General features: G+C 59.2%; 17 protein-coding genes. 11 read left to right on the top strand and 6 right to left on the bottom strand.

Annotated elements, in window-relative coordinates:
- Window positions 1-21 precede the first annotated feature (21 nt).
- The 5 genes from fadA to BK662_RS26225 all read left to right on the top strand — a co-directional run bounded on the left by fadA (window position 22) and on the right by BK662_RS26225 (window position 5,312).
- Window positions 22-1,197 (top strand): acetyl-CoA C-acyltransferase FadA, encoded by a 1,176-nt coding sequence (gene fadA, locus BK662_RS26245; RefSeq protein WP_008007076.1) that lies wholly within the window; start codon window positions 22-24, stop codon window positions 1,195-1,197.
- A 98-nt stretch (window positions 1,198-1,295) separates the two neighbouring features.
- Window positions 1,296-1,532, top strand: coding sequence for a DUF1653 domain-containing protein (locus BK662_RS26240; RefSeq protein ID WP_007907781.1), 237 nt, complete (start codon window positions 1,296-1,298; stop codon window positions 1,530-1,532).
- Window positions 1,533-1,646: 114 nt separating this feature from the next.
- The gene (gene topA / locus BK662_RS26235) at window positions 1,647-4,274 is read left to right on the top strand and encodes a type I DNA topoisomerase (protein WP_123359991.1); all 2,628 of its coding nucleotides are present in this window, start codon (window positions 1,647-1,649) and stop codon (window positions 4,272-4,274) included.
- A 138-nt stretch (window positions 4,275-4,412) separates the two neighbouring features.
- Window positions 4,413-4,937 carry a DUF6586 family protein gene (locus BK662_RS26230; protein ID WP_038979974.1) on the top strand — a complete coding sequence of 175 codons (525 nt, stop codon included), beginning with the start codon at window positions 4,413-4,415 and terminating at the stop codon, window positions 4,935-4,937.
- A 141-nt stretch (window positions 4,938-5,078) separates the two neighbouring features.
- Entirely contained in the window at window positions 5,079-5,312 is a 234-nt protein-coding gene (locus BK662_RS26225; RefSeq protein WP_007907774.1) for a hypothetical protein, read from the top strand.
- A 93-nt stretch (window positions 5,313-5,405) separates the two neighbouring features.
- On the opposite strand, the gene sulA is transcribed toward BK662_RS26225, so the two are convergent.
- Window positions 5,406-5,879, bottom strand: a complete 474-nt coding sequence (gene sulA, locus BK662_RS26220; RefSeq protein WP_008073066.1) for an SOS-induced cell division inhibitor SulA — start codon at window positions 5,877-5,879, stop codon at window positions 5,406-5,408.
- A 10-nt stretch (window positions 5,880-5,889) separates the two neighbouring features.
- Window positions 5,890-6,498: a transcriptional repressor LexA gene (gene lexA, locus BK662_RS26215; RefSeq protein ID WP_007907770.1), complete on the bottom strand. Its 609-nt coding sequence runs from the start codon at window positions 6,496-6,498 to the stop codon at window positions 5,890-5,892.
- Between the two features lie 229 nt (window positions 6,499-6,727).
- On the opposite strand from lexA, the gene BK662_RS26210 reads away from it, so the two are divergent.
- The 3 genes from BK662_RS26210 to BK662_RS26200 all read left to right on the top strand — a co-directional run bounded on the left by BK662_RS26210 (window position 6,728) and on the right by BK662_RS26200 (window position 9,354).
- Window positions 6,728-7,435: a TetR/AcrR family transcriptional regulator gene (locus BK662_RS26210; RefSeq protein WP_007907768.1), complete on the top strand. Its 708-nt coding sequence runs from the start codon at window positions 6,728-6,730 to the stop codon at window positions 7,433-7,435.
- 170 nt (window positions 7,436-7,605) lie between these two features.
- A complete protein-coding gene (nagZ, locus tag BK662_RS26205) occupies window positions 7,606-8,604 on the top strand; it encodes a beta-N-acetylhexosaminidase (RefSeq protein WP_185047202.1) in 999 nt (332 codons plus the stop codon).
- A 12-nt stretch (window positions 8,605-8,616) separates the two neighbouring features.
- On the top strand, window positions 8,617-9,354 hold the full coding sequence (locus BK662_RS26200; RefSeq protein WP_123359989.1) for an S-methyl-5'-thioinosine phosphorylase: 738 nt from the start codon (window positions 8,617-8,619) through the stop codon (window positions 9,352-9,354).
- Between the two features lie 137 nt (window positions 9,355-9,491).
- Here BK662_RS26200 and BK662_RS26195 read toward each other — a convergent pair whose 3' ends face one another.
- Genes BK662_RS26195 through mfd form a run of 3 tightly spaced genes read right to left on the bottom strand, consistent with a single transcriptional unit; the run spans window position 9,492 to window position 16,223 of the window.
- The gene (locus BK662_RS26195) at window positions 9,492-12,182 is read right to left on the bottom strand and encodes a DEAD/DEAH box helicase (RefSeq protein ID WP_123359988.1); all 2,691 of its coding nucleotides are present in this window, start codon (window positions 12,180-12,182) and stop codon (window positions 9,492-9,494) included.
- Between the two features lie 3 nt (window positions 12,183-12,185).
- Window positions 12,186-12,764 (bottom strand): CsiV family protein, encoded by a 579-nt coding sequence (locus BK662_RS26190; protein WP_123359987.1) that lies wholly within the window; start codon window positions 12,762-12,764, stop codon window positions 12,186-12,188.
- Between the two features lie 9 nt (window positions 12,765-12,773).
- Window positions 12,774-16,223 (bottom strand): transcription-repair coupling factor, encoded by a 3,450-nt coding sequence (gene mfd, locus BK662_RS26185; RefSeq protein ID WP_123359986.1) that lies wholly within the window; start codon window positions 16,221-16,223, stop codon window positions 12,774-12,776.
- Between the two features lie 362 nt (window positions 16,224-16,585).
- Between mfd and BK662_RS26180 the strand changes: the two genes are divergently transcribed.
- Entirely contained in the window at window positions 16,586-18,049 is a 1,464-nt protein-coding gene (locus BK662_RS26180) for a glyceraldehyde-3-phosphate dehydrogenase (protein ID WP_123359985.1), read from the top strand.
- 195 nt (window positions 18,050-18,244) lie between these two features.
- Here the strand turns inward: BK662_RS26180 and BK662_RS26175 are convergent, their stop codons facing one another.
- Window positions 18,245-19,543, bottom strand: coding sequence for an MFS transporter (locus BK662_RS26175; RefSeq protein ID WP_123359984.1), 1,299 nt, complete (start codon window positions 19,541-19,543; stop codon window positions 18,245-18,247).
- A 201-nt stretch (window positions 19,544-19,744) separates the two neighbouring features.
- Between BK662_RS26175 and BK662_RS26170 the strand changes: the two genes are divergently transcribed.
- Together BK662_RS26170 and sthA are read left to right on the top strand one after the other, a co-directional pair.
- Window positions 19,745-20,794 (top strand): FAD:protein FMN transferase, encoded by a 1,050-nt coding sequence (locus BK662_RS26170; protein ID WP_259695959.1) that lies wholly within the window; start codon window positions 19,745-19,747, stop codon window positions 20,792-20,794.
- A gap of 206 nt (window positions 20,795-21,000) precedes the next feature.
- Window positions 21,001-22,395: a Si-specific NAD(P)(+) transhydrogenase gene (gene sthA / locus BK662_RS26165; protein ID WP_105346766.1), complete on the top strand. Its 1,395-nt coding sequence runs from the start codon at window positions 21,001-21,003 to the stop codon at window positions 22,393-22,395.
- The last annotated feature ends 8 nt before the right edge of the window (window positions 22,396-22,403 follow it).

Genomic DNA, 22,403 nt, shown 5'->3' with positions numbered 1-22,403 from the left:
CTAGAGCGAGAGTGAAAGTATATGAGCTTGAATCCTAGAGACGTCGTGATTGTCGACTTCGGTCGTACGCCGATGGGCCGCTCCAAGGGCGGCATGCACCGCAACACCCGCGCCGAAGACATGTCGGCGCACCTGATCAGCAAATTGCTGGAACGCAACGTCAAGGTCGACCCGAGCGAAGTCGAAGACGTGATCTGGGGCTGTGTGAACCAGACCCTGGAGCAGGGCTGGAACATCGCCCGCATGGCGTCCCTGATGACGCAGATCCCGCACACCGCCGCCGGCCAGACCGTCAGCCGTCTGTGTGGCTCGTCGATGAGTGCTCTGCACACCGCTGCGCAAGCGATCATGACCGGTAACGGTGACGTGTTCGTGGTTGGTGGCGTCGAGCATATGGGTCACGTGAGCATGATGCACGGTGTCGATCCGAACCCGCACATGTCTCTGTACGCGGCGAAAGCCTCGGGCATGATGGGCCTGACCGCAGAAATGCTCGGCAAAATGCACGGCATTACTCGCGAACAACAGGACGCCTTTGGCGTGCGCTCCCACCAGCTCGCCCACAAAGCGACTCTGGAAGGCAAGTTCAAAGACGAAATCATCCCGATGCAGGGCTACGACGAGAACGGTTTCCTGAAACTGTTCGACTACGACGAAACCATTCGTCCGGAAACCACCCTGGAAAGCCTGGCAGCTCTGAAGCCAGCGTTTAATCCGAAGGGCGGCACCGTGACAGCCGGTACTTCGTCGCAGATCACCGACGGTGCTTCGTGCATGATCGTGATGTCGGCGCAGCGTGCCCAGGACCTGGGCATCCAGCCGATGGCGGTGATTCGTTCGATGGCAGTGGCAGGTGTGGACCCGGCGATCATGGGCTATGGTCCAGTACCGGCAACGCAGAAAGCACTGAAGCGCGCGGGTCTTGGTATCAACGATATCGACTTCTTCGAGCTCAACGAAGCTTTCGCCGCACAGGCGCTGCCAGTGCTGAAAGATTTGAAAGTGCTCGACAAGATGAACGAGAAGGTTAACCTGCACGGCGGCGCGATCGCCCTGGGTCACCCGTTCGGTTGCTCCGGTGCCCGTATCTCCGGCACTTTGCTGAACGTGATGAAGCAGAATGGCGGCACCTTCGGGGTGGCTACCATGTGCATTGGTCTCGGCCAAGGCATCTCCACCGTCTTCGAACGCGTTTAAGCGTTTCGCTGATGGAAGCCGGGGCCAAGTGCCCCGGTTTTTGTTTTTCCGGATTTATTTTGTTTTTATTTTGAAAAAATTTCAGTGAGGGCCAAAGCATGCCGATACAACCTGGGCTCTACGAACATTACAAAGGTCCGCAGTACCGCGTATTCGCTGTTGCGCGGCATTCGGAAACCGAAGAGGAAGTAGTCTTTTACCAAGCCCTGTATGGCGATTACGGCTTTTGGGTGCGCCCCTTGAGCATGTTCCTGGAGTCGGTCGAGGTTGACGGCGAACAGGTGCCACGCTTTGCTTTGGTGCAAGCCGAACCGAGCGTTTTTCCGCAGCCATAAGGGGAGTGCGCGCAGAACCCTGCGCTTGACCTCACCTTGTAGCCACTATATATAGCGGTGCCGCGTCAGGCGCCAACCGCCTTTCACTTCTAGAATTCAGGAATTTTCTGATCCATGGGCAAATCGCTGGTCATTGTGGAATCCCCGGCTAAGGCCAAGACCATCAACAAGTATCTGGGTAACCAATACGTGGTGAAGTCGAGTATCGGCCATATCCGAGACCTGCCCACCAGCGGTTCGGCTAGCGCCAGCAAAGAGCCTGCCGCCAAGCGCGGCAAGGCCGCCGCAGGTGAAGGTCCGGTGCTCACGCCGAAAGAGAAAGCGCGCAAGCAGCTGGTCTCGCGCATGGGTGTCGATCCCGATCATGGCTGGAAAGCCAAGTACGAGATCCTCCCGGGCAAGGAAAAAGTCATCGAAGAGCTGCGCCGGCTCGCCAAAGATGCTGACACCATCTATCTCGCAACCGACTTGGATCGCGAGGGGGAAGCCATTGCCTGGCACCTGCGCGAAGCCATCGGTGGTGACGACAGCCGCTACAAGCGCGTGGTGTTCAACGAAATCACCAAGAAAGCGATCCAGGAAGCCTTCTCCAAACCGGGCGAGCTGGACATCGATCGAGTAAACGCCCAGCAGGCGCGTCGCTTCCTCGACCGCGTGGTGGGTTACATGGTTTCGCCGCTGCTATGGGCCAAGGTCGCCCGTGGCCTGTCCGCCGGTCGCGTGCAATCGGTTGCCGTGAAGCTGGTGGTCGAGCGTGAGCGTGAAATTCGCGCGTTCAACCCGGAAGAGTACTGGGAAGTTCATGCCGACCTCGGCACCGCCAAGGGCGCGACCGTGCGTTTCGACGTGGCCCGCGAGAAAGGCGAAGCCTTCAAGCCGCTGAACGAAGCCCAGGCCATGGCCGCGCTGGAAAAGCTCAAGGCTTCCAGCTACAGCATCGTCAAGCGCGAAGACAAGCCGACCAGCAGCAAGCCGTCGGCACCGTTCATCACTTCCACCCTGCAACAGGCCGCGAGTAACCGCCTGGGCTTCGGTGTGAAGAAAACCATGATGATGGCCCAGCGTTTGTACGAAGCCGGCTACATCACGTATATGCGTACCGACTCCACCAACCTCTCGGTCGATGCCGTGGCGATGGCGCGTACCTATATTGAAGGTGAGTTCGGCAAGAAATACCTGCCGGAAAACCCGAACGTCTATAGCAGCAAGGAAGGCGCACAAGAGGCTCACGAAGCGATTCGTCCGTCCGACGCCAATACCGAGCCAAGCAAGCTGTCGGGCATGGAGCGTGATGCGGAGCGGCTTTACGAGCTGATCTGGCGCCAGTTCCTGGCCTGCCAGATGCTGCCGGCGCAATACCTGTCGACCACAGTCACCGTCGGTGCCGGCGACTTCGAGCTGCGTGCCAAGGGCCGCATCCTGAAGTTCGACGGTTACACCCGCGTCATGCCGCAAATTGCCAAGCCTGGCGATGACGACGTGCTGCCGGACATGGCCCAGGGCGACGCGATGAAGCTGATCAAGCTTGATCCGACCCAACACTTCACCAAGCCGCCGGCGCGTTACTCGGAAGCGAGCCTGGTTAAAGAAATGGAAAAACGCGGCATCGGTCGTCCTTCGACCTACGCGGCGATCATTTCGACCATCCAGGACCGCGGCTACGTGGCGCTGCACAACCGTCGTTTCTATTCGGAAAAGATGGGCGACATCGTCACCGAGCGTCTGGCCGAGAGCTTCTCCAATCTCATGGACTACGGCTTCACCGCCGGCATGGAAGAGAACCTCGATGACGTGGCCCAGGGTGAACGCGACTGGAAAAACGTGCTCGACGAGTTCTACGGCGACTTCAAGAAGAAACTCGAAGTGGCAGAAAGCGCCGAAGGCGGCATGCGCGCCAACCAGCCGGTAATGACTGACATTCCGTGCGTGTTGTGCGGTCGTCCGATGCAGATCCGTACTGCGTCGACAGGCGTGTTCCTCGGTTGCTCGGGCTACAGCCTGCCGCCGAAAGAGCGCTGCAAAGCCACCGTCAACCTGGTGCCTGGCGATGAAATCGCCGCGGACGACGAGGGTGAATCCGAGTCGCTGGTCCTGCGTGGCAAGCATCGCTGCCCGATCTGCAGCACGGCCATGGATGCTTACCTGCTCGACGAGAAGCGCAAGCTGCACATCTGCGGCAACAACCCGGATTGCTCTGGCTACGAAATCGAAGAGGGCACCTACCGCATCAAGGGCTATGAAGGCCCGAGTCTGGAATGCGATAAGTGCGGCAGTGAGATGCAGCTCAAGACCGGTCGTTTTGGCAAGTTCTTCGGTTGCACAAATCCGACCTGCAAAAATACCCGCAAACTGCTGAAAAGCGGTGATGCGGCGCCGCCGAAGATGGACCCGGTGAAGATGCCTGAGCTCAAATGCGAAAAGGTCAACGACACCTACATCCTGCGCGACGGTGCTTCCGGCCTGTTCCTGGCGGCCAGCCAGTTCCCGAAAAACCGTGAGACCCGTGCTCCATTGGTCATGGAGATCGTGCCGCACAAGGATGAGATCGATCCGAAGTACCACTTCCTCTGCGAAGCGCCGAAGAAAGACCCGGACGGTCTCCCGGCAGTGATCCGTTACAGCCGCAAGACCAAAGAGCAGTACGTGCAGACAGAGGTCGACGGTAAGCCGACTGGCTGGAAGGCGTATTACGACGGTGGCAAGTGGACGGTTGAAGACAAGCGTCCATCAGCCAAGGCTTAAAAGGCTGGACACAAAAGGCCGCATGACAACCCTCGGGTTTTCATGCGGCCTTTTGTTTTGGGCTTGCGGGAAGCTCAGGTGATCCACGACACTGTCTGACCTGCGTGAAGCAATTATTTCGTTGTGGAGGCTGCCGTCATGGCCCACGAACTCTATACCCGTACCAACCAGAAGATTTATTTCGCCGGCCTGTCGCTGGAAGCGCTCGCCAAAGCCGAAGAGGGGCGGGCGATGAACTCCCTGGCGCTGATTCAGGCCGGGCGCGAATCGGCGTTGTTTCACCTGTACGGTGCGCTGTTGGGACTGTGCCATGAAATCGCCGGTTTCTATCGCCTGCCTCAGGCCAATGCGCCGCGGGCGGAGATGCTGCTGACCCGCGAAGTGCTGGAAACCATCGCTATTCCGGAAATGGCCGAGATGGTCGAACTGGCGCAAAACCCTGAAACCTGGCTGGCCAAGCTGCTATCGGCACATGCCGCACTGTTTCAGCCGCCTCGCGCTCCGCACAAGCCCAAGGGCGATGTGACGCAGCCGCTTATTCTGGCCGTTAATCTGGATGAAGAAGAGGCGCCCGAAGAGCTGAGTCGGGAAGAGCTGGAGAGCTGGCGTCAGAACCTTAAAGGTCTGGCGATTCGGTTTCGCGAAGGGTTGAACGAGTGCTGAAGGATTGAGTGTTTAGGGAAGGGTCTGCTCAAGGAAGAGTGATGTCAGAAATTTCTCTTCGTGATGGCATTTGGTCAAGATCCCGAGCGAAGCTTGGCTGATGCCTATATAATCCCCGCCTTTCGTGGAGAACAGACCTTTATGCCAACGTCCTTTCTAGAAATTGTCGAGTTACCAGACGGCCGAATCGAGCTGCGCAGGGCCGAGGACGAAGGTTCTCTGGTTACTTTGGATTTCTCCGAGGATGCCAAGGTTTTCCTGCAAGGCCAGCATGTGGAAGTCGCCAAGGCGATGTTGAGCGTCGGTGTTCAGATGGCAGGACGCCTGGTTGAAGGCGAATTTGATAAGGAAGAGGGGCCGCGGGTTCTTCATTGATCCCGCCCGTCGGATTCTTCGGATACCTCTACAAATTGGCTTCTCTATCCCTGGAGAAGCCCCGCGCTGTTCAGCGCGCACAGTATTTGTCAGTTAGCCCAGTCGAATATTCAGACTTTGCGCATCTCCGATACGGGCGGCGCTGATCAACTGTTGCCGCGATGTTGTGCTCAGCGGGTTAAGCCAGCTGACGACCGTATGGCTGCGGCCAAGTCGCAAGGCTTCGCAGGTCAACTGCTGAGCGCTCTGCGTGCCGCGCGGTTGCAGGAGCAGAATGCGCTCACGGTTCAGGCCGGCGTCGCGTAACCAGGCTTGTGTCAGGCTGGCGGGCGGGGCGATTAGCGTCAGCCAGCGCGCATCCTGATCCTGACTCAGTTCCCTGAGAATCGGTGCCAGAAGGTTCAGGCAGTTCCCGGCCGCGCCGCGCAGTGATAGCTCGCTGAAGACTTCGGGCTCGGCGCTCCAGGGCGATTCGACCACGTCTTTCAGGATCGGCGCCAATGGCTGTGCCATGAACGCCTCAAACAACGGCAGTTGGGCTTGCTGTGAGGTATGTGGGAACTGCATAAAGCCTCCTTTAGCGGCGAATCACGCCGACACTCAAGCCTTCGATAACCAGCTCCTGATCTTTCAGGTTGACTTCGATAGGTGCGAATTCAGGGTTTTCGGCAATCAACCAAACCTTGCTGCCGTCGCGCTTGAAGCGCTTGACGGTCACTTCGTCGCCGATCCGCGCCACCACGATCTGGCCGTTGCGGGCTTCACGGGTGGTATGGACGGCCAGCAGATCGCCGTCGAAAATGCCGACGTCCTTCATGCTCATGCCATGGACCCGCAGCAGATAGTCGGCGCGAGGATGGAAGAAGGAAGGGTTGATGTTGCAGGATTCTTCGATGTGCTGCTGGGCGAGGATCGGCGCACCGGCAGCCACCCGGCCAATGATCGGCAAGCTGGACTCGTCGGCCTTGGCTTCGAAGCCAGGGATGCGGATGCCGCGGGAGGCGCCCGGAGTCATCTCGATCGCCCCCTTGCGAGCCAGTGCCTTGAGGTGTTCTTCCGCCGCATTGGGCGATTTGAAACCCAGTTCCTGAGCGATTTCCGCGCGGGTCGGCGGGTAGCCGTTGTCTTCGAGGCAACGTTTGATGAAGGCCAGAATCTCTGCTTGGCGTGGCGTAAGCTTTAGCATATTGATCGCTCTGTCTTTTTATACAGTGACTGGGATTATATACAGTGAACTGGTCTTGGCAATGCCCCATTTTTTGTCGGCCGCTGGATGGTCATTTCGCTCGCGGATTGAAGCGGCACTGTTGTATGGTTAAATACCTGACCGACCATTCCCAAAACGAACCGCCAGACTTGACAAGGCCAAGGCTGAAACGTATGTTTCAAACAAGTGTTTGTCAGGCGGAGTAGCCATGGCCCAGTCGGAAACCGTTGAACGCATTCTCGATGCTGCCGAGCAGTTGTTCGCAGAAAAAGGTTTTGCTGAAACCTCATTGCGTCTGATCACCAGCAAGGCCGGTGTCAATCTGGCGGCGGTGAATTATCACTTCGGGTCGAAGAAGGCGCTGATTCAGGCGGTCTTCTCGCGTTTTCTCGGGCCATTCTGCCTCAGTCTCGATAAAGAGCTGGAGCGTCGTCAGGCCAAGCCCGAGAACAAGCCGACCCTTGAAGAGTTGCTGGAGATCCTTGTCGAGCAAGCCCTGGTGGTGCAGCCACGCAGCGGCAACGACTTGTCCATTTTCATGCGTTTGCTGGGGCTGGCGTTCAGTCAGAGCCAAGGGCACTTGCGTCGTTATCTGGAAGATATGTACGGCAAGGTGTTCCGCCGCTACATGATGCTGGTCAACGAGGCCGCGCCGCGCATTCCCCCTATCGAACTGTTCTGGCGTGTGCACTTCATGCTGGGTGCAGCGGCGTTCAGCATGTCGGGGATCAAGGCCTTGCGTGCGATTGCCGAGACCGATTTCGGCGTCAACACCTCCATCGAACAAGTGATGCGTCTGATGGTGCCGTTCCTGGCCGCTGGCATGCGGGCCGAAACCGGCGTCACCGACACTGCCATGGCCACCGCGCAGTTGCGTCCACGCAGCAAATCGGCTCCGGTCGCCGCCAAGGTTTAACCGCACACGGGTGGGCGCGGCAGCTGACATCCGCTAAGCTAGCCGCCCATGCCGACTCTCGTTCTGAATCCGCTCCTCATTGATATCGCCGACCTGCCGGGCTCTGCCCATGGCGGCGAATTCGTGCGGGTCGGGTTTATCGTAATCAAGGAATCTCTATGACTGCTGGCCTGCAAGGCTCGTTGATGGTGGACGTCGCCGGTACCTGGCTGACGGCTGAAGATCGCCAATTGTTGCGCCAGCCCGAAGTGGGCGGCCTGATCATTTTTGCCCGCAACATCGAACACCCGCGTCAAGTGCGCGAATTGAGCGCTTCGATCCGCGCCATTCGTCCCGATCTGTTGCTGGCGGTGGATCAAGAGGGCGGTCGGGTTCAGCGGCTGCGTCAGGGCTTCGTGCGACTGCCAGCCATGCGTGCCATCGCCGATAACCCGAATGCCGAAGACCTGGCCGAGCAGTGTGGCTGGATCATGGCGACCGAAGTGCTGGCGGCCGGTCTCGACCTGAGCTTCGCTCCGGTGCTGGATCTGGATTACCAGCGCAGCGCCGTTGTCGGGACTCGTTCATTCGAAGGCGATCCCGAGCGCGCCGCCTTGCTCGCCGGAGCTTTCATCCGTGGTATGAACAGTGCCGGAATGGCCGCCACCGGCAAGCATTTCCCCGGTCATGGCTGGGCCGAGGCCGATTCGCACGTCGCGATTCCCAACGACGAGCGTAGCCTCGACGAGATCCGCGCCAATGACCTGGTGCCGTTTGCGCGACTGAGCAAACAACTGGCCGCCGTCATGCCGGCCCATGTGATTTATCCTCAAGTCGACTCCCAGCCTGCCGGCTTCTCCCGTCGCTGGTTGCAGGACATCCTGCGCGGCGAACTGCAGTTTGAAGGCGTGATCTTCAGCGACGATCTGTCCATGGCAGGTGCCCATGTGGTCGGCGATGCCGCCAGTCGCATCGAAGCGGCATTGACCGCCGGTTGCGACATGGGCCTGGTGTGCAACGATCGCGCGGCTGCCGAGCTGGCTTTGAGCGCTGCCCAGCGTTTGAAGGTCAAGCCGTCGGCGCGTATTGCGCGGATGCGTGGGCAGTCGTATGCCAACACCGAATACCGTCAAGACCCGCGCTGGCTGACGGCCATCGGCGCGCTCAAAGAAGCTCAATTGATTGATTAAGGACTTTTTGCAATGACGGTTTACGCGATTATCGGTGGCACCGGCCTGACTCAGCTCGAAGGCCTGAGCATTCGTCAGTCATTGGCGGTGGACACTCCCTACGGCGCGCCTTCAGCCGAAGTGCAGATCGGTGAATACGCTGGCAAGGAAGTGCTGTTTCTCGCGCGTCACGGGCACCCACACCGGTTCCCGCCGCATCAGGTGAACTACCGTGCCAACCTGTGGGCCTTGAAGCAGGCCGGTGCTGAAGCGATTCTCGCGGTCAACGCCGTGGGCGGGATTCATGCTGCGATGGGCACCGGACATTTCTGCGTTCCGCACCAATTGATCGACTACACCAGCGGTCGCGAACACACCTATTTCGCCGATGACCTGGAACAGGTCACGCACATTGACTTCAGCTATCCCTATAGCGAACTCCTGCGTCAGCAATTGATCGCGGCGTTGGCGGCTGAAGGTGTTGGCTACACCAGCCATGGCGTGTATGCCTGCACCCAGGGACCGCGTCTGGAAACCGTCGCTGAAATTGCGCGCCTGGAACGTGACGGTTGCGATATCGTCGGCATGACCGGCATGCCGGAAGCGGCATTGGCACGTGAGCTGGAACTGGATTATGCCTGTCTGGCGCTGGTGGTGAACCCGGCAGCGGGCAAGTCGACAGCGGTGATCACCATGGCCGAGATCGAGCAGGCATTGCATGACGGTATGGGTAAGGTGAAGTCGACGTTGGCGCGGGTGCTTAAGGGCTAATCAGTCGTTATACCGAGTCGACCCCATCGCGAGCAGGCTCGCTCCCACATTGGATCTGTGTTTGCCCACCATAATGGAGGCAGCACAAAATTAATGTGGGACCGAGCCTGCTCGCGATGGCGATTTAATAATCAACGCTACTTATCAATTTTTTCCGGCAACGGCGCAAACAACGCCTCGATATCATCGCTCTGCAATTTCCAGTCTCCGGTTTTGCGCCCATCCAGCACGCCTGCGGCAAGATCGGATTTTTCCTTCTGCAGATGCTGAATTTTCTCTTCCACCGTACCCCTGGCAATCATCTTGTAGACGAATACCGGCTTCTCCTGACCAATGCGATACGCGCGATCAGTCGCCTGATTTTCTGTCGCCGGGTTCCACCAAGGGTCATAGTGAATCACCGTGTCCGCTTCGGTCAGGTTCAGTCCTACGCCGCCGGCCTTCAGGCTGATCAGAAAGATCTGACGCTTGCCGCCCTGGAATTCCTTCACTGGCGTGCGTCGGTCGCGGGTTTGTCCGGTCAGGATCGCATACGCCACGCCACGTTTTTTCAGCTCGTCCTCGATCAAGGACAGCATTGAGGTGAACTGCGAAAACAGCAGAATCCGCCGACCTTCTTCGAACAACTCTTCAAGCATTTCCATGAGGCTATCGAGCTTGCCGGAAGTGCTCCCGCGCGCGGGCAGCGCAGCATCGTTGACCAGGCGTAAATCACAGCACACCTGACGCAGCTTCAGCAGGGCCTCGAGAATGATGATCTGGCTGCGCGCCACGCCCTTGCGGGTGATCTCGTCGCGGACTTTTTTGTCCATGGCCAGGCGCATGGTTTCGTACACGTCGCGCTGGGCTTCATTGAGCTCGACCCAATGGATGATCTCGGTTTTCGGCGGCAGTTCGGTGGCCACTTGTTCCTTGGTTCTGCGCAGCAGGAACGGTTTTATCCGACCGTTGAGGTGTTGAAGTCTTACTTCGCTGGCACGTTTTTCTATCGGTACGCGGTAATCGCGGTTGAAGCTTTTCACGTCACCGAGCCAGCCGGGCAGCAGGAAGTGGAACAGTGACCACAACTCTCCCAGATGGTTTTCCAGCGGCGTGCCACTCAGGCACAGGCGCTGGCGAGCATTCAGCTCACGGGCTGCATGGGCGGCCTTGCTGTTGGGGTTCTTGATGTACTGCGCTTCATCCAGTACCAGTACATGAAACGGTTGCGCGGCCAGGCGTTCGACGTCCTTGGGCAACAGTGCATAAGTGGTCAGGATCAGGTCGTAATCGGCCAGGTGCTCGAAATGCTTTTTGCGACTGGCACCGTACAGCGCCAGTACTTTGAGCTGCGGCGTGAAATGCGCGGCTTCGTCGAGCCAGTTGGGGATCAGGCTGGTGGGCATGACCACCATGCACGGCCGGTCAAGGCGCCCGGCGTTCTTCTCGCTGAGAATGTGCGCCAGGGTCTGTAGGGTTTTGCCCAAACCCATGTCGTCCGCGAGAATCCCGCCGACTTCCAGTTGGCGCAACGACTGCATCCAGCTCAGACCTTCCAGCTGATACGGGCGCAAGGTGGCATTCAAGCCTTCGGGTGCCACCGCAGTGTGGTCTTTGATATCACGCAGGCGCTGGGCAAAGGTGCGGATCTGCTCGCCACCTTCCCAGAGCAACGGCAGGCCTTCCAGCGGATTCAGTCGTGTGGCGTCGGCCTTGCTCAGGCGCAACGTGGTTTCGCCGGGCTCTTGCAGGTAAAACTCGCCGAGGGTGGCCAGTACCGGTTTCAGGCGGCCGAAGGGCAGGGCGACCTGCAACGGGCCTTGGTCGGTGCTGCGGCGCTGCGGGATGTTCACCAGAATCAGTTCGTCATCGCGACGCCGGGCGAGCCGTTCCGGGTTGAGGATCTCGGTATGCGAACGCATCAGGTTCAACAGGATCGGCAACAGGCTCAGCCGTTCGCCGTTGACGATAATCCCCAATTCCAAGTCGAACCAGTCGCGCTCAGGTGCCTGCTCGACAGTGGCGTACCAGTCATCAACGGCGGTCAGGTCGAAGCCGAAATCCTCGTCGATCTGCAATTCCCAACCCTGGGTACGCAGCTTTGGCAACTCGTTGAGGGTGAAGGTCAGCCAGGCGCTGTCGTTGACCATCTCGTAGAGTTCGCCGGCACTTTCCGGCAGGGCCTTGCTTTGTCGGGTGGCGATCTTGAAACCGAGGATTCGCAGCTGTTCCCTGTAGGCTTGTTCGATTTCCGGGTGACGTTTTATCCGCAGCGTCTGCGTCTCTTGGCGAATCAGGATGTCAGTGTTTTTCTGTCCGCTGACGTATTCATCCAGATAGCTGAAGGACAGCGCTGCGCGATGCTGGATGTACCGCTGCATCTTGCCGTTGCGCGGTTCGAAGGCACTGAACTCGATGCTCGCCAGCCACAGGCGCGGCACCGGTTGCACGTTGTCCACCAACACTTGCGGCGGCGCTTTCGGGCTACGGTTTTCCAGTACGGCTTGCAGTTTTTCCAGCAGTTCAGCGTCTTTGGCAGCGGCCGGATAAGCGAGGGTTTCCTGCACTTGCAGCAACACCGCCGCGCAATGTTTGCAGTTGCTATGAACCGGGCAGGTGCATGTGGCGTCGATCATCAGCAAGGTGCCTTTGGCCGACTCGCGCAGGCGAATGGTCTGACGGTAAACGTTACCGCCAGAGCCTTCGCAACTGGCGGTGATGGTGGCGTCGCCGACTTCGACGATCCTGACGCGGTTCTCCAGCGCGTAGCGACGGCCACGCTCCAGGCTCTGTTCCTTGAATCGGCTGACCCAGGATGTTGCCAGGGGTTTGCTCAGGGGCGGGGGCATCAATCAGTCCGGAATTTCATCGGGGACTGGCCGAGGCGCAGGGGCGGTCAGCGAGGTGATCTTGATCAGCAGGCCCAGGTGGCCGTTGTCGAGGAAGTTCAGCTGACCGTTCTTGGTGTGGCTTTCCTGTTTCAGGCGTTCGCTGGCGGTGACCAGCCCGTTGGTATCAATCTGATTGACCCAGAAGTCGGCGTCGACGTCGGTGAAGCGCCCCAGTTTCAGGCCCAGCGTGCCCTCGATCGGGAACTGGCCGAACTGCTCGGTGCCTTCGCTGATCGCGACTTTGCTGGCTTCTTCGCCGAGCTTTTGTTGCCAGGCCTTGTGCAGCAACACGGTGTATTCGTTGCTGGCGGTGAGCTTTTCCACTTCGGGATTAAGGCTCGGCGTGCGAAAGCTGTCGGGGCTGACGCGTTGAGCGCCGGCAGCCCAGTCTTCCGGCGCTGCGCGGCTGACGATGGCGGGCACAGCATTTTGCCGCACCAGAATCATTTCAACCTGGTACAGATCATCGGCAAACGCCGTTGAGGCGAGCAGTGACATCAACAACGTCATCAACAAGGTCAGTGAGCGAAACAGGCGCATGCGGCGTCCTTAAGCAGTGGTCGGAATGAGGCGCTCGAACAACGCCTCTACAGTATTAAAACGCTCTTGCGTGCTTTCCATAGGCACCTGGAATTTGAACATCGTGGCGCCTTCGAATTTGTAGCGTTTGGGTTGGCTCTGGATCAGTTTGATCAGTGTCAGTGGGTCGACCGGTGTCTGCGCCGCGAACTCGATACGACCGCCTTGCGGGCCGCCGTCGACTTTCTTGATGCCCAGCTGTTCGGCCTGCAATTTCAGCGCCGTGATCCGCACCAGGTTCTTGGTCGGCTCCGGCAGCAGGCCGAAACGGTCGATCATCTCCACTTGCAGGTCCTTGAGACCTTCCTCATCGGTGGCCGAGGCAATGCGTTTGTAGAGAATCAGTCGAGCATGCACATCCGGCAGGTAGTCCTCGGGAATCAATGCCGGTACACGCAGATTTACTTCGGGACCACCGCCCAACGGTTGATCGAGGTTCGGCTGTTCGCCCTTGCGGATCGACTTCACCGCGCGCTCGAGCATTTCCATGTACAGGGTGAAACCGACGGCCTGGATCTGCCCGCTCTGACCGTCGCCCAGCAGCTCGCCGGCGCCACGGATTTCCAGGTCGTTGGTGGCGAGTACGAAGCCCGCACCGAGGTCCTGGGTATTGGCGATCGCTTCCAGGCGCTTTTCTGCGTCGGGAGTGATTTGCTGGCGCGGCGGTGTCAGCAGGTAAGCATACGCCTGGTGGTGACTGCGACCGACGCGGCCACGCAATTGGTGCAGCTGCGCCAGGCCGAACTTGTCGGCACGCTCGATGATGATGGTATTGGCGCTCGGCACGTCGATGCCGGTCTCGATGATGGTCGAGGCGATCAGCACGTTGAAGCGCTTGTGGTAGAAGTCGCTCATCACTTGTTCGAGATCGCGTTCACGCATTTGCCCGTGGCCGATGCCGATCCGTGCTTCCGGCACCAGTTCGGCGAGGTCGGCGGCGCATTTCTCTATGGTCTTCACGTCGTTGTGCAGGTAGTAGACCTGGCCGCCACGCAGCAACTCACGCAGCAAGGCCTCCTTGACCGTGCTCTTGTTCTGCTCCATGACGAACGTGCGCACCGACAGGCGACGGGCCGGTGGCGTGGCGATGATCGACAGGTCACGCATGCCCGATACCGCCATGTTCAGCGTGCGCGGAATCGGCGTGGCGGTCAGCGTCAGGATGTCGACTTCACTGCGCAGTGCCTTGAGCTGTTCTTTCTGACGGACACCGAAACGGTGCTCTTCGTCGATGATTACCAGCCCGAGGTTTTTGATCTTCACGTCGTCTTGCAGCAGCTTGTGTGTGCCGATGACGATATCGATCTTGCCTTCGGCCAGGTCCGCGACCGCGGCGTTGACTTCCTTGGTCGACTTGAAGCGGCTCATCACTTCCACGCTCACGGGCCAGTCGGCGAAGCGGTCGCGGAAGCTGTTGTAGTGTTGCTGGGCGAGCAGGGTGGTCGGCACCAGAATCGCCACCTGACGACCTCCATGCACCGCAATGAACGCCGCGCGCATCGCCACTTCAGTCTTGCCGAAACCGACGTCGCCGCAGACCAGGCGATCCATCGGTTTCGGCGCGAGCATGTCGGCGCGCACCGCTTCGATGGTGGTCTGCTGGTCCGGCGTTTCTTCGAAAGGGAAACCGGCGCTGAAGGTTGCGTAATCGGCTTTCGGGTCGGCGAAGGCATAACCCTCGCGAGCGGCGCGGCGGGCATAGATGTCGAGCAACTCGGCGGCCACGTCGCGCACTTGTTCGGCGGCTTTGCGCTTGGCTTTCTGCCAGGTCTCGGAGCCGAGGCGGTGCAGCGGCGCCAGGGCATCGTCGCTGCCGGTGTAACGGGCGATCAGGTGCAGGTTGGCTACCGGGACGTACAGCTTGGCGTTCTCGGCATATTCAAGGGTCAGGAATTCGGCGGCTTGATTGTCGATTTCCAGAATCGTCAGCCCCAGATAGCGGCCGACGCCATGATCGATATGCACCACCGGTGCGTTTTCGCGCAGCTCGGTGAGGTTTTTGATCACTGCATCGTTGTTGGCATCGGCGCGTTTCTCGCGACGACGGCGCTGCATCACGCGCTGCCCGAACAACGGGCTTTCAGCGACCAGGGCCAGCGCTGGATCGTCCAGCAACAGACCTTCGTCGAGCGGCGCGATGGTGATCGCCAAGCGCTCCTTGCTGGCGACAAAGTCCGGCCAGCTGTCGACGGTTTTCGGCCGCAGCTTCAAGCGTTCCAGCAATTCCAACAGTACTTCACGACGGCCCGCGGACTCGGCGGTAAACAGCACGCGGCCAGGGAATTCGTCGAGGAAACCGGCCAGCGCCGCCAACGGCTGAGTGGCCTTGGCTTCGATGGCCAGGTTCGGCAGCGGCTGAGCCGGGAAGCGCTCGCGACCGACACCGGTTTCCACGTCCTGTTGACTGGCAACCACACGGGGCCAACTCTTCAGGCGGGCAAAGCAATCTTCCACGGGCAAGAACAGCTCGGCCGGTGGCAATAAAGGACGGGATGGGTCGACGCGACGCTCTTCGTAACGATTGCGCACGTCGTTCCAGAAATTCTCTGCGGCCTGTTCGATGCCCGGCAAAGAGAACACTTGTGTGTCCTGGGGCAGGTAATCGAACAGGGTGGAGGTTTCATCGAAGAACAGCGGCAAGTAGTACTCGATACCCGCCGGTGTAATCCCGCTGCTCAAATCCTGAAAGATCGGGCAGCGACGGAAGTCGACATCGAAACGCTCGCGAAAGCGCGCCTTGAAACGGGTGACCGCGTCCTTTTGCAGAGGGAACTCCCGCGCCGGCAGCAGGCGAACGGTGTCCACCTTGTCGATGGAGCGCTGGTTTTCCGGATCGAAGGTACGCAGGGTTTCGATTTCGTCGTCGAACAGATCGATGCGGAAGGGCAGTTTACTGCCCATCGGGAACAGATCGATCAACGAGCCGCGTACAGTGAATTCGCCGTGCTCATAGACTGTATCGACGTAACGATAGCCGCTGGCCTCAAGCCGGCTGCGCATTTGCTCGACATCAAGCTTCTGGCCGACATCCAGCACCAGGCTGCTGCCGAGCAGGAATTTGGTCGGCGCCAGGCGGTGCAGGGCTGTGGTGATTGGCACGACCAGCACGCCATGCTCCAGCTCCGGCAACCGATACAGGCTGGAGATGCGCTGAGAAATGATGTCCTGGTGTGGCGAGAACAGGTCGTAGGGCAGGGTTTCCCAGTCGGGGAAATGCAGGACAGGCAAATCCGGGGCGAAGAAACTCAGCTCCTGTTCCAGCCGTTCGGCACTCTGGCTGTCGGCGGTCAGTAGCAGGGTAAAGCGCTTGGCAGCGCTGGCGGCCTCGGCGATGGCCAGGCTCAGGGCGGCACCGGGCAGGTTGCCCCAGTGCTGTTTACCTGCCGCGGCAGGGAGAAGCGGTAGACGCAGAACGGGCACGGAAGGTTGAGCTCCAAGCGTTGCGACAAAGTCGACAATTGTAACGGCCTCAGGTGCCGGCTGTCAGTTGCAGATATGTCTATTACGCGGGTTGGGCAAAATGTAGTGGTAATGACAAAATCGAGCGGTTTTTTAGTGAAAATTACTGATTATGTAGTGGCAAAACGAACGCGTGTTACGGATGGTTACGGACAAGGCAGCGATGTCTCCAAAAAATTGACGATGCTGAAAGCCCCGGTTTTACTGGGCTGGAGCGGGGCGTAATTTTTTTGAACAGGATTTTGTTACCGCCTGTGCGACAGGCGCGCATTGCTACGGGAGGCACTCGGCGGCATAATGTAGCCCCTTTTTTCTGCCCCTACATGTGGAAGGTTCCCGTGACTCAGAAGCCCGACCAGTGTCTTGGTGAATGGATCGACCGTGAAGCACTCGCAGAAGCGATGATTCCGCTTATCGGTCAGCTCTACCGCAATAACAACGTGGTGAGCTCGATCTATGGCCGCAGTCTGATCAACCAGTCTGTCATCGCGATTCTCAAAGCTCACCGCTTTGCTCGCCATCGCCAGTCCGATGACAGCGAATTGTCCGTCCACGAAACATTCCCGCTGCTCAAGGCAATGAGCGAGCTCAAGCTCGGCGCTGCTTCGGTAGATCTGGGCAAGCTGGCTATCAAATTCAAAGCCGAAGGTAATGGCCGTACCGCCGAAGCGTTCGTCCGTGACGAACTGGCCGATGTGGTCGGCAAGCAGAATGGTTCCGGCCGTACCGGCACCGACGTTGTTCTGTACGGCTTCGGTCGTATCGGCCGTCTGCTGGCGCGCATCCTGATCGAGAAAACCGGTGGTGGCGACGGCCTGCGTCTGCGCGCCATCGTTGTCCGCAAGGGCGCCGAGAACGATCTGGTCAAGCGTGCCAGCCTGCTGCGTCGCGACTCGGTGCATGGTTCGTTCAATGGCACCATCACCATTGATGAAGCCAACAACACCATCACCGCCAACGGCAACCTGATCCAGGTTATCTACGCGAAGAACCCGACTGAAGTGGACTACACCCAGTACGGCATCAAAAATGCGCTGCTGGTGGACAACACCGGTGTATGGCGTGACGCCGACGGCCTGGGCCAGCACCTGACCTGCCCGGGTATCGATCGCGTTGTTCTGACCGCGCCTGGCAAAGGCAAGCTGAAGAACATCGTTCACGGCATCAACCACGGTGAAATCACCGCTGACGACAAGATCGTGTCCGCCGCTTCCTGCACCACCAACGCCATCGTGCCGGTGCTGAAAGCTGTGAATGACAAGTTCGGCATCATCAACGGTCACGTCGAAACTGTTCACTCGTACACCAACGACCAGAACCTGATCGACAACTTCCACAAGGGTGATCGCCGTGGCCGTAGCGCCGCGCTGAACATGGTCATCACCGAGACTGGTGCTGCCACCGCTGCTGCCAAGGCGCTGCCTGAGCTGGCCGGCAAGCTGACCGGTAACGCGATCCGTGTTCCGACGCCGAACGTGTCGATGGCCATTCTCAACCTGAACCTTGAGAAAGCCGCTACCCGTGAAGAGATGAACGAGTACCTGCGCTACATGGCGCTGCACTCCGATCTGCACAAGCAAATCGACTACGTCAATTCGCAGGAAGTGGTTTCCACCGACTTCGTTGGCTCGCGCCACGCAGGCGTTGTGGACGCTGAAGCGACCATCGTTCAGGACAACCGCGTTGTTCTGTACGTCTGGTACGACAACGAGTTCGGCTACAGCTGCCAGGTAGTCCGCGTGATGGAAGACATGGCCGGTGTAAACCCGCCAGCGTTCCCGCGCTAAGCCTTAACCGCACATGAAAACGCCCTGACTTTGGTCGGGGCGTTTTTGTTTGTGCGGGTTTTTAGGTGGAGGTGTGTTGCTTGTGTCGGCCTCATCGCGAGCAGGCTCGCTCCCACATTGGAATTGCGGTGTGATCACCAATGTGTGAGCGCCGCAGACCCCTGTGGGAGCGAGCCTGCTCGCGATGGCGATCGATCAGGCACCGCCGATTACAGCAGCTTGCGCCGTCCGCAACTCATGCTTGTTGCCCCGGAACAGCACCAGCGTCGCAATCAACCCCAACACCGCCGCGCCACTGAGCCAGATCCCCGGCGCCGCCTTGTTGTCCAGCACATGGATCAGATACGTGCAGGCCGCCGGTGTGAAACCACCAAAGGTCGCGGTCGCCAGGCTGTAGGCAAGGGAGAAACCGGTCGTGCGAACTTCCACCGGCATGATCTCGGTCAGGGCCACCACCATGGCGCCGTTGTACGAGCCATACAGGAACGACAGCCACAACTCGACGATCAGCAGATGGCTGAAGCTCGGGTTCGCGATCAGCCATGACAGCGCCGGATAAGCCGTGAGGATCGCCAGAATCGTCGCCGCCAACAGTAGGGGTTTGCGCCCGATTCTGTCAGACACAGAACCCATCACCGGCAGCCAGAAAAAATTCGACAGGCCAATGCACACGGTCACCAGCAACGTATCCAGATCCGACAAATGCAGTTCGGCTTTACCGAAGGTCGGGGTGTAGGCGGTGATCAGGTAGAACGACACCGTGGTCATCACCACCAGCGCCATGCCGGCGAGGACGATGCCGAAGTTCTGACCAATCGAGCGGACAATGTCTTGCAGGGTAGGGCGGTGCTTGCGCGCCTGGAATTCCGGGGTTTCTTCCAGCGAACGGCGAATCACGAAGATCACCGGCACGATCATGCAGCCGATCAGGAACGGTACGCGCCAGCCCCATTCACCCATTTCTTGCGGGCTGAGCCAATGGTTCAAGCCCACGCCGAGCAGGCCGGCGAATACCACCGCGGCTTGCTGACTGGCGGACTGCCAGCTGACGAAGAAGCCTTTGCGGCCTGGTGTGGAGATCTCGGCGAGGTACACCGACACACCGCCCAGTTCCACGCCCGCCGAGAAGCCTTGCAACAGGCGACCGAACAATACGATCAGCGGCGCCGCGACGCCCAGCGTTGCGTAACCCGGAACGCAGGCAATCAATAGTGTGCCGGCGGCCATCATTGCCAATGTGATGATCAAGCCTTTGCGGCGGCCGTGACGGTCGATGTAAGCCCCAAGGAAAATCGCCCCCAGCGGACGCATCAGGAAGCCGGCCCCGAAAGTGGCCAAAGACAGCATCAGGGAAGCGAAAGCGCTGTCGGCAGGGAAGAAGGTTTTAGCAATGGCCGTGGCGTAAAAGCCATAGACCATGAAGTCGAACATCTCCAGGAAGTTTCCGCTGACGACGCGAAAAATTGCTTTGCCGTTGCTCGTATTGGAAGACATTTGTAGGTACTCACGCTGGTAAATCTTGTTTGAAAACGCTGCGCCTGTGGGAGCTTGCTCGCGATAGCGGTGACCGGATTTACGATTGCTTCGCAATCGGACGGGGGCAAGCCCCTTCGCCACACAGGCTCGCTCCCACAGGTTTTGCGTCTGGCTGACGGGCGCCGGCAGACCTCGCTCTCATGCGCTCTGAGGCCCATAATGGCGGGCGCGGTTTTGAGGGGAGATGAAGATTTGTTAACTGGACGGTGGGGTGGACTTGTGGTGCTGGCCGGCGTTTTGTCCGGTTGTGGTAACGGCGACAGCCTGGAACGCTTCGACGGCCCGACCATGGGCAGTCGTTATTCCATCCAATACGTAAGACATTCCTCCACGCCCGGGCCGAAAGCAGTGCAGGCCGAAGTAGAAAATATCCTCGCCGAAGTGGATCGACAATTCTCGACCTATCGCAGCGACTCGGACACCGTACGCTTCAACGCATTGCCGGCCGGTCGCTGTCAGGTCATGCCTGGCCCTGTGCTCGAATTGATCCGTGTGGGCGAGCAGTTGTCATCCCAAAGCGACGGCTCCTTCGACCTGACGGTGGAGCCGTTGCTCAACCTGTGGGGATTCGGTCCGCAGTCCCGGGAAGAAAAAGTGCCGACCGCCGACGCCTTGGCCCTGGCGCGACAGCGCGTTGGATATGGTCACTTACGCATCGACGGCGATCGGTTGTGTAAAGATGCCTCGGTGGAAGTCGACTTCAACAGTCTCGCCGCTGGCTATGCTGTCGACCGGATCGCCGGCAGGCTCGAGGCTTTGGGCATCGACAGTTACCTCGCTGAAGCCACTGGAGAGCTCAAGGCTACCGGGCACAAACCCGATGGCTCGGCCTGGCACGTCGCCCTTGAGGAACCCCGCGATGACCAACAAGTGGCCAAACGCATCATCGCCGTCGACGGCTACGGTGTGTCCACCTCCGGCGACTACCGTAATTATTTTCAGCAGAACGGCCGGCGCTATTCCCACACCTTCGATGCCCGTACCGGAGCGCCGGTCCTACACACCCTGGCGTCAGTCACAGTGATTCATCCTTCAGCGTTAATGGCCGATGGCCTATCGACGCTGTTGCTGATTCTCGGTCCTGAACGGGGTTGGGACTATGCCGAAACCCATGACATTGGTGCATTCTTTGTGATTCGTGCCGATACAGGTTTTGTCACACGCACCAATCAGGCTTTTGAACGCCTGGCGGGTGAGAAAACCAAGTGATTGCGGCATCAGAAGCATTTTTGATGGCGTTGTAGTGCAGGCAAAAGTAGCCTACGACGCGACCAAGGGTTAATGTGCGCGGCGTTGACGCTTCTATAGACTGTGTCCGGGTTCTGCACTGGCCCCAAATTGTTCCTTCACGCCGCAGATCGGTGTGATTTAGCCGCAGGTGCCGAGGGCGCCGCGGCCTGTTCTGAGGAGTATGCATGGCTGTCTACAACTACGACGTGGTGGTGTTGGGCTCCGGCCCGGCGGGAGAAGGCGCGGCAATGAATGCCGCCAAAGCAGGGCGCAAGGTGGCGATGGTCGATAGTCGTCGCCAGGTCGGCGGCAACTGCACCCACCTGGGCACCATCCCGTCCAAGGCCTTGCGTCACTCGGTCCGGCAGATCATGCAGTTCAACACCAACCCGATGTTCCGGGCGATTGGTGAGCCGCGCTGGTTTTCGTTCCCGGACGTTTTGAAAAGCGCCGAAAAAGTCATCTCCAAACAAGTCGCCTCGCGCACCGGCTACTATGCCCGTAACCGCGTCGATGTGTTCTTCGGCACCGGCAGCTTCGCCGACGAGCAAACCATCGAAGTGGTCTGCGCCAACGGCGTGGTTGAAAAACTGGTGGCCAAGCACATCATCATCGCCACCGGCTCGCGTCCTTATCGCCCGGCAGACATCGATTTCCATCACCCGCGTATCTACGATAGCGACACCATCCTCAGCCTGGGCCATACCCCGCGCAAACTCATCGTTTACGGCGCCGGCGTGATCGGTTGTGAATACGCCTCGATCTTCAGTGGTCTGGGTGTGTTGGTCGAGCTGGTCGATAACCGCGGTCAGTTGCTGAGCTTCCTCGACTCGGAAATTTCCCAAGCCCTGAGCTACCACTTCAGCAACAACAACATCACGGTTCGCCACAACGAAGACTACGACCGCGTCGAAGGCGTGGACAACGGTGTGATCCTGCACCTGAAGTCCGGCAAGAAGATCAAGGCCGACGCCTTGCTCTGGTGCAACGGCCGTACCGGCAACACCGACGCGCTCGGTCTGGAAAACATCGGCGTGAAGGTCAACAGCCGTGGTCAGATCGAAGTCGATGAAAACTACCGCACCTGCGTGCCGAATATTTATGGCGCCGGTGACGTGATCGGCTGGCCGAGCCTGGCCAGTGCCGCCCACGACCAGGGCCGTTCGGCCGCTGGCAGTATTGTCGACAATGGCAGCTGGCGCTTCGTCAACGACGTGCCAACCGGCATCTACACCATTCCGGAAATCAGCTCGATCGGCAAGAACGAGCAGGAGCTGACTCAGGCCAAGGTGCCGTACGAAGTGGGCAAGGCGTTCTTCAAGGGCATGGCGCGTGCGCAGATCGCCGGCGAGCCGCAAGGCATGCTGAAGATCCTGTTCCACCGCGATACGCTGGAAGTGCTGGGCGTTCACTGCTTCGGTTATCAGGCGTCGGAGATCGTGCACATCGGTCAGGCGATCATGAACCAGCCGGGCGAACAGAACACCCTGAAGTATTTCGTCAACACGACGTTCAACTACCCGACCATGGCTGAAGCCTATCGGGTAGCGGCGTACGACGGCCTCAACCGGCTTTTTTGAGCGGCTCC

The sequence above is a fragment of the Pseudomonas frederiksbergensis genome, from assembly GCF_003732275.1.
Classification (GTDB): domain Bacteria; phylum Pseudomonadota; class Gammaproteobacteria; order Pseudomonadales; family Pseudomonadaceae; genus Aquipseudomonas; species Aquipseudomonas frederiksbergensis_H.
The sequence above is the reverse complement of the archived record's forward strand: the minus strand, read 5'-3'. Positions and strand labels throughout refer to the sequence as shown.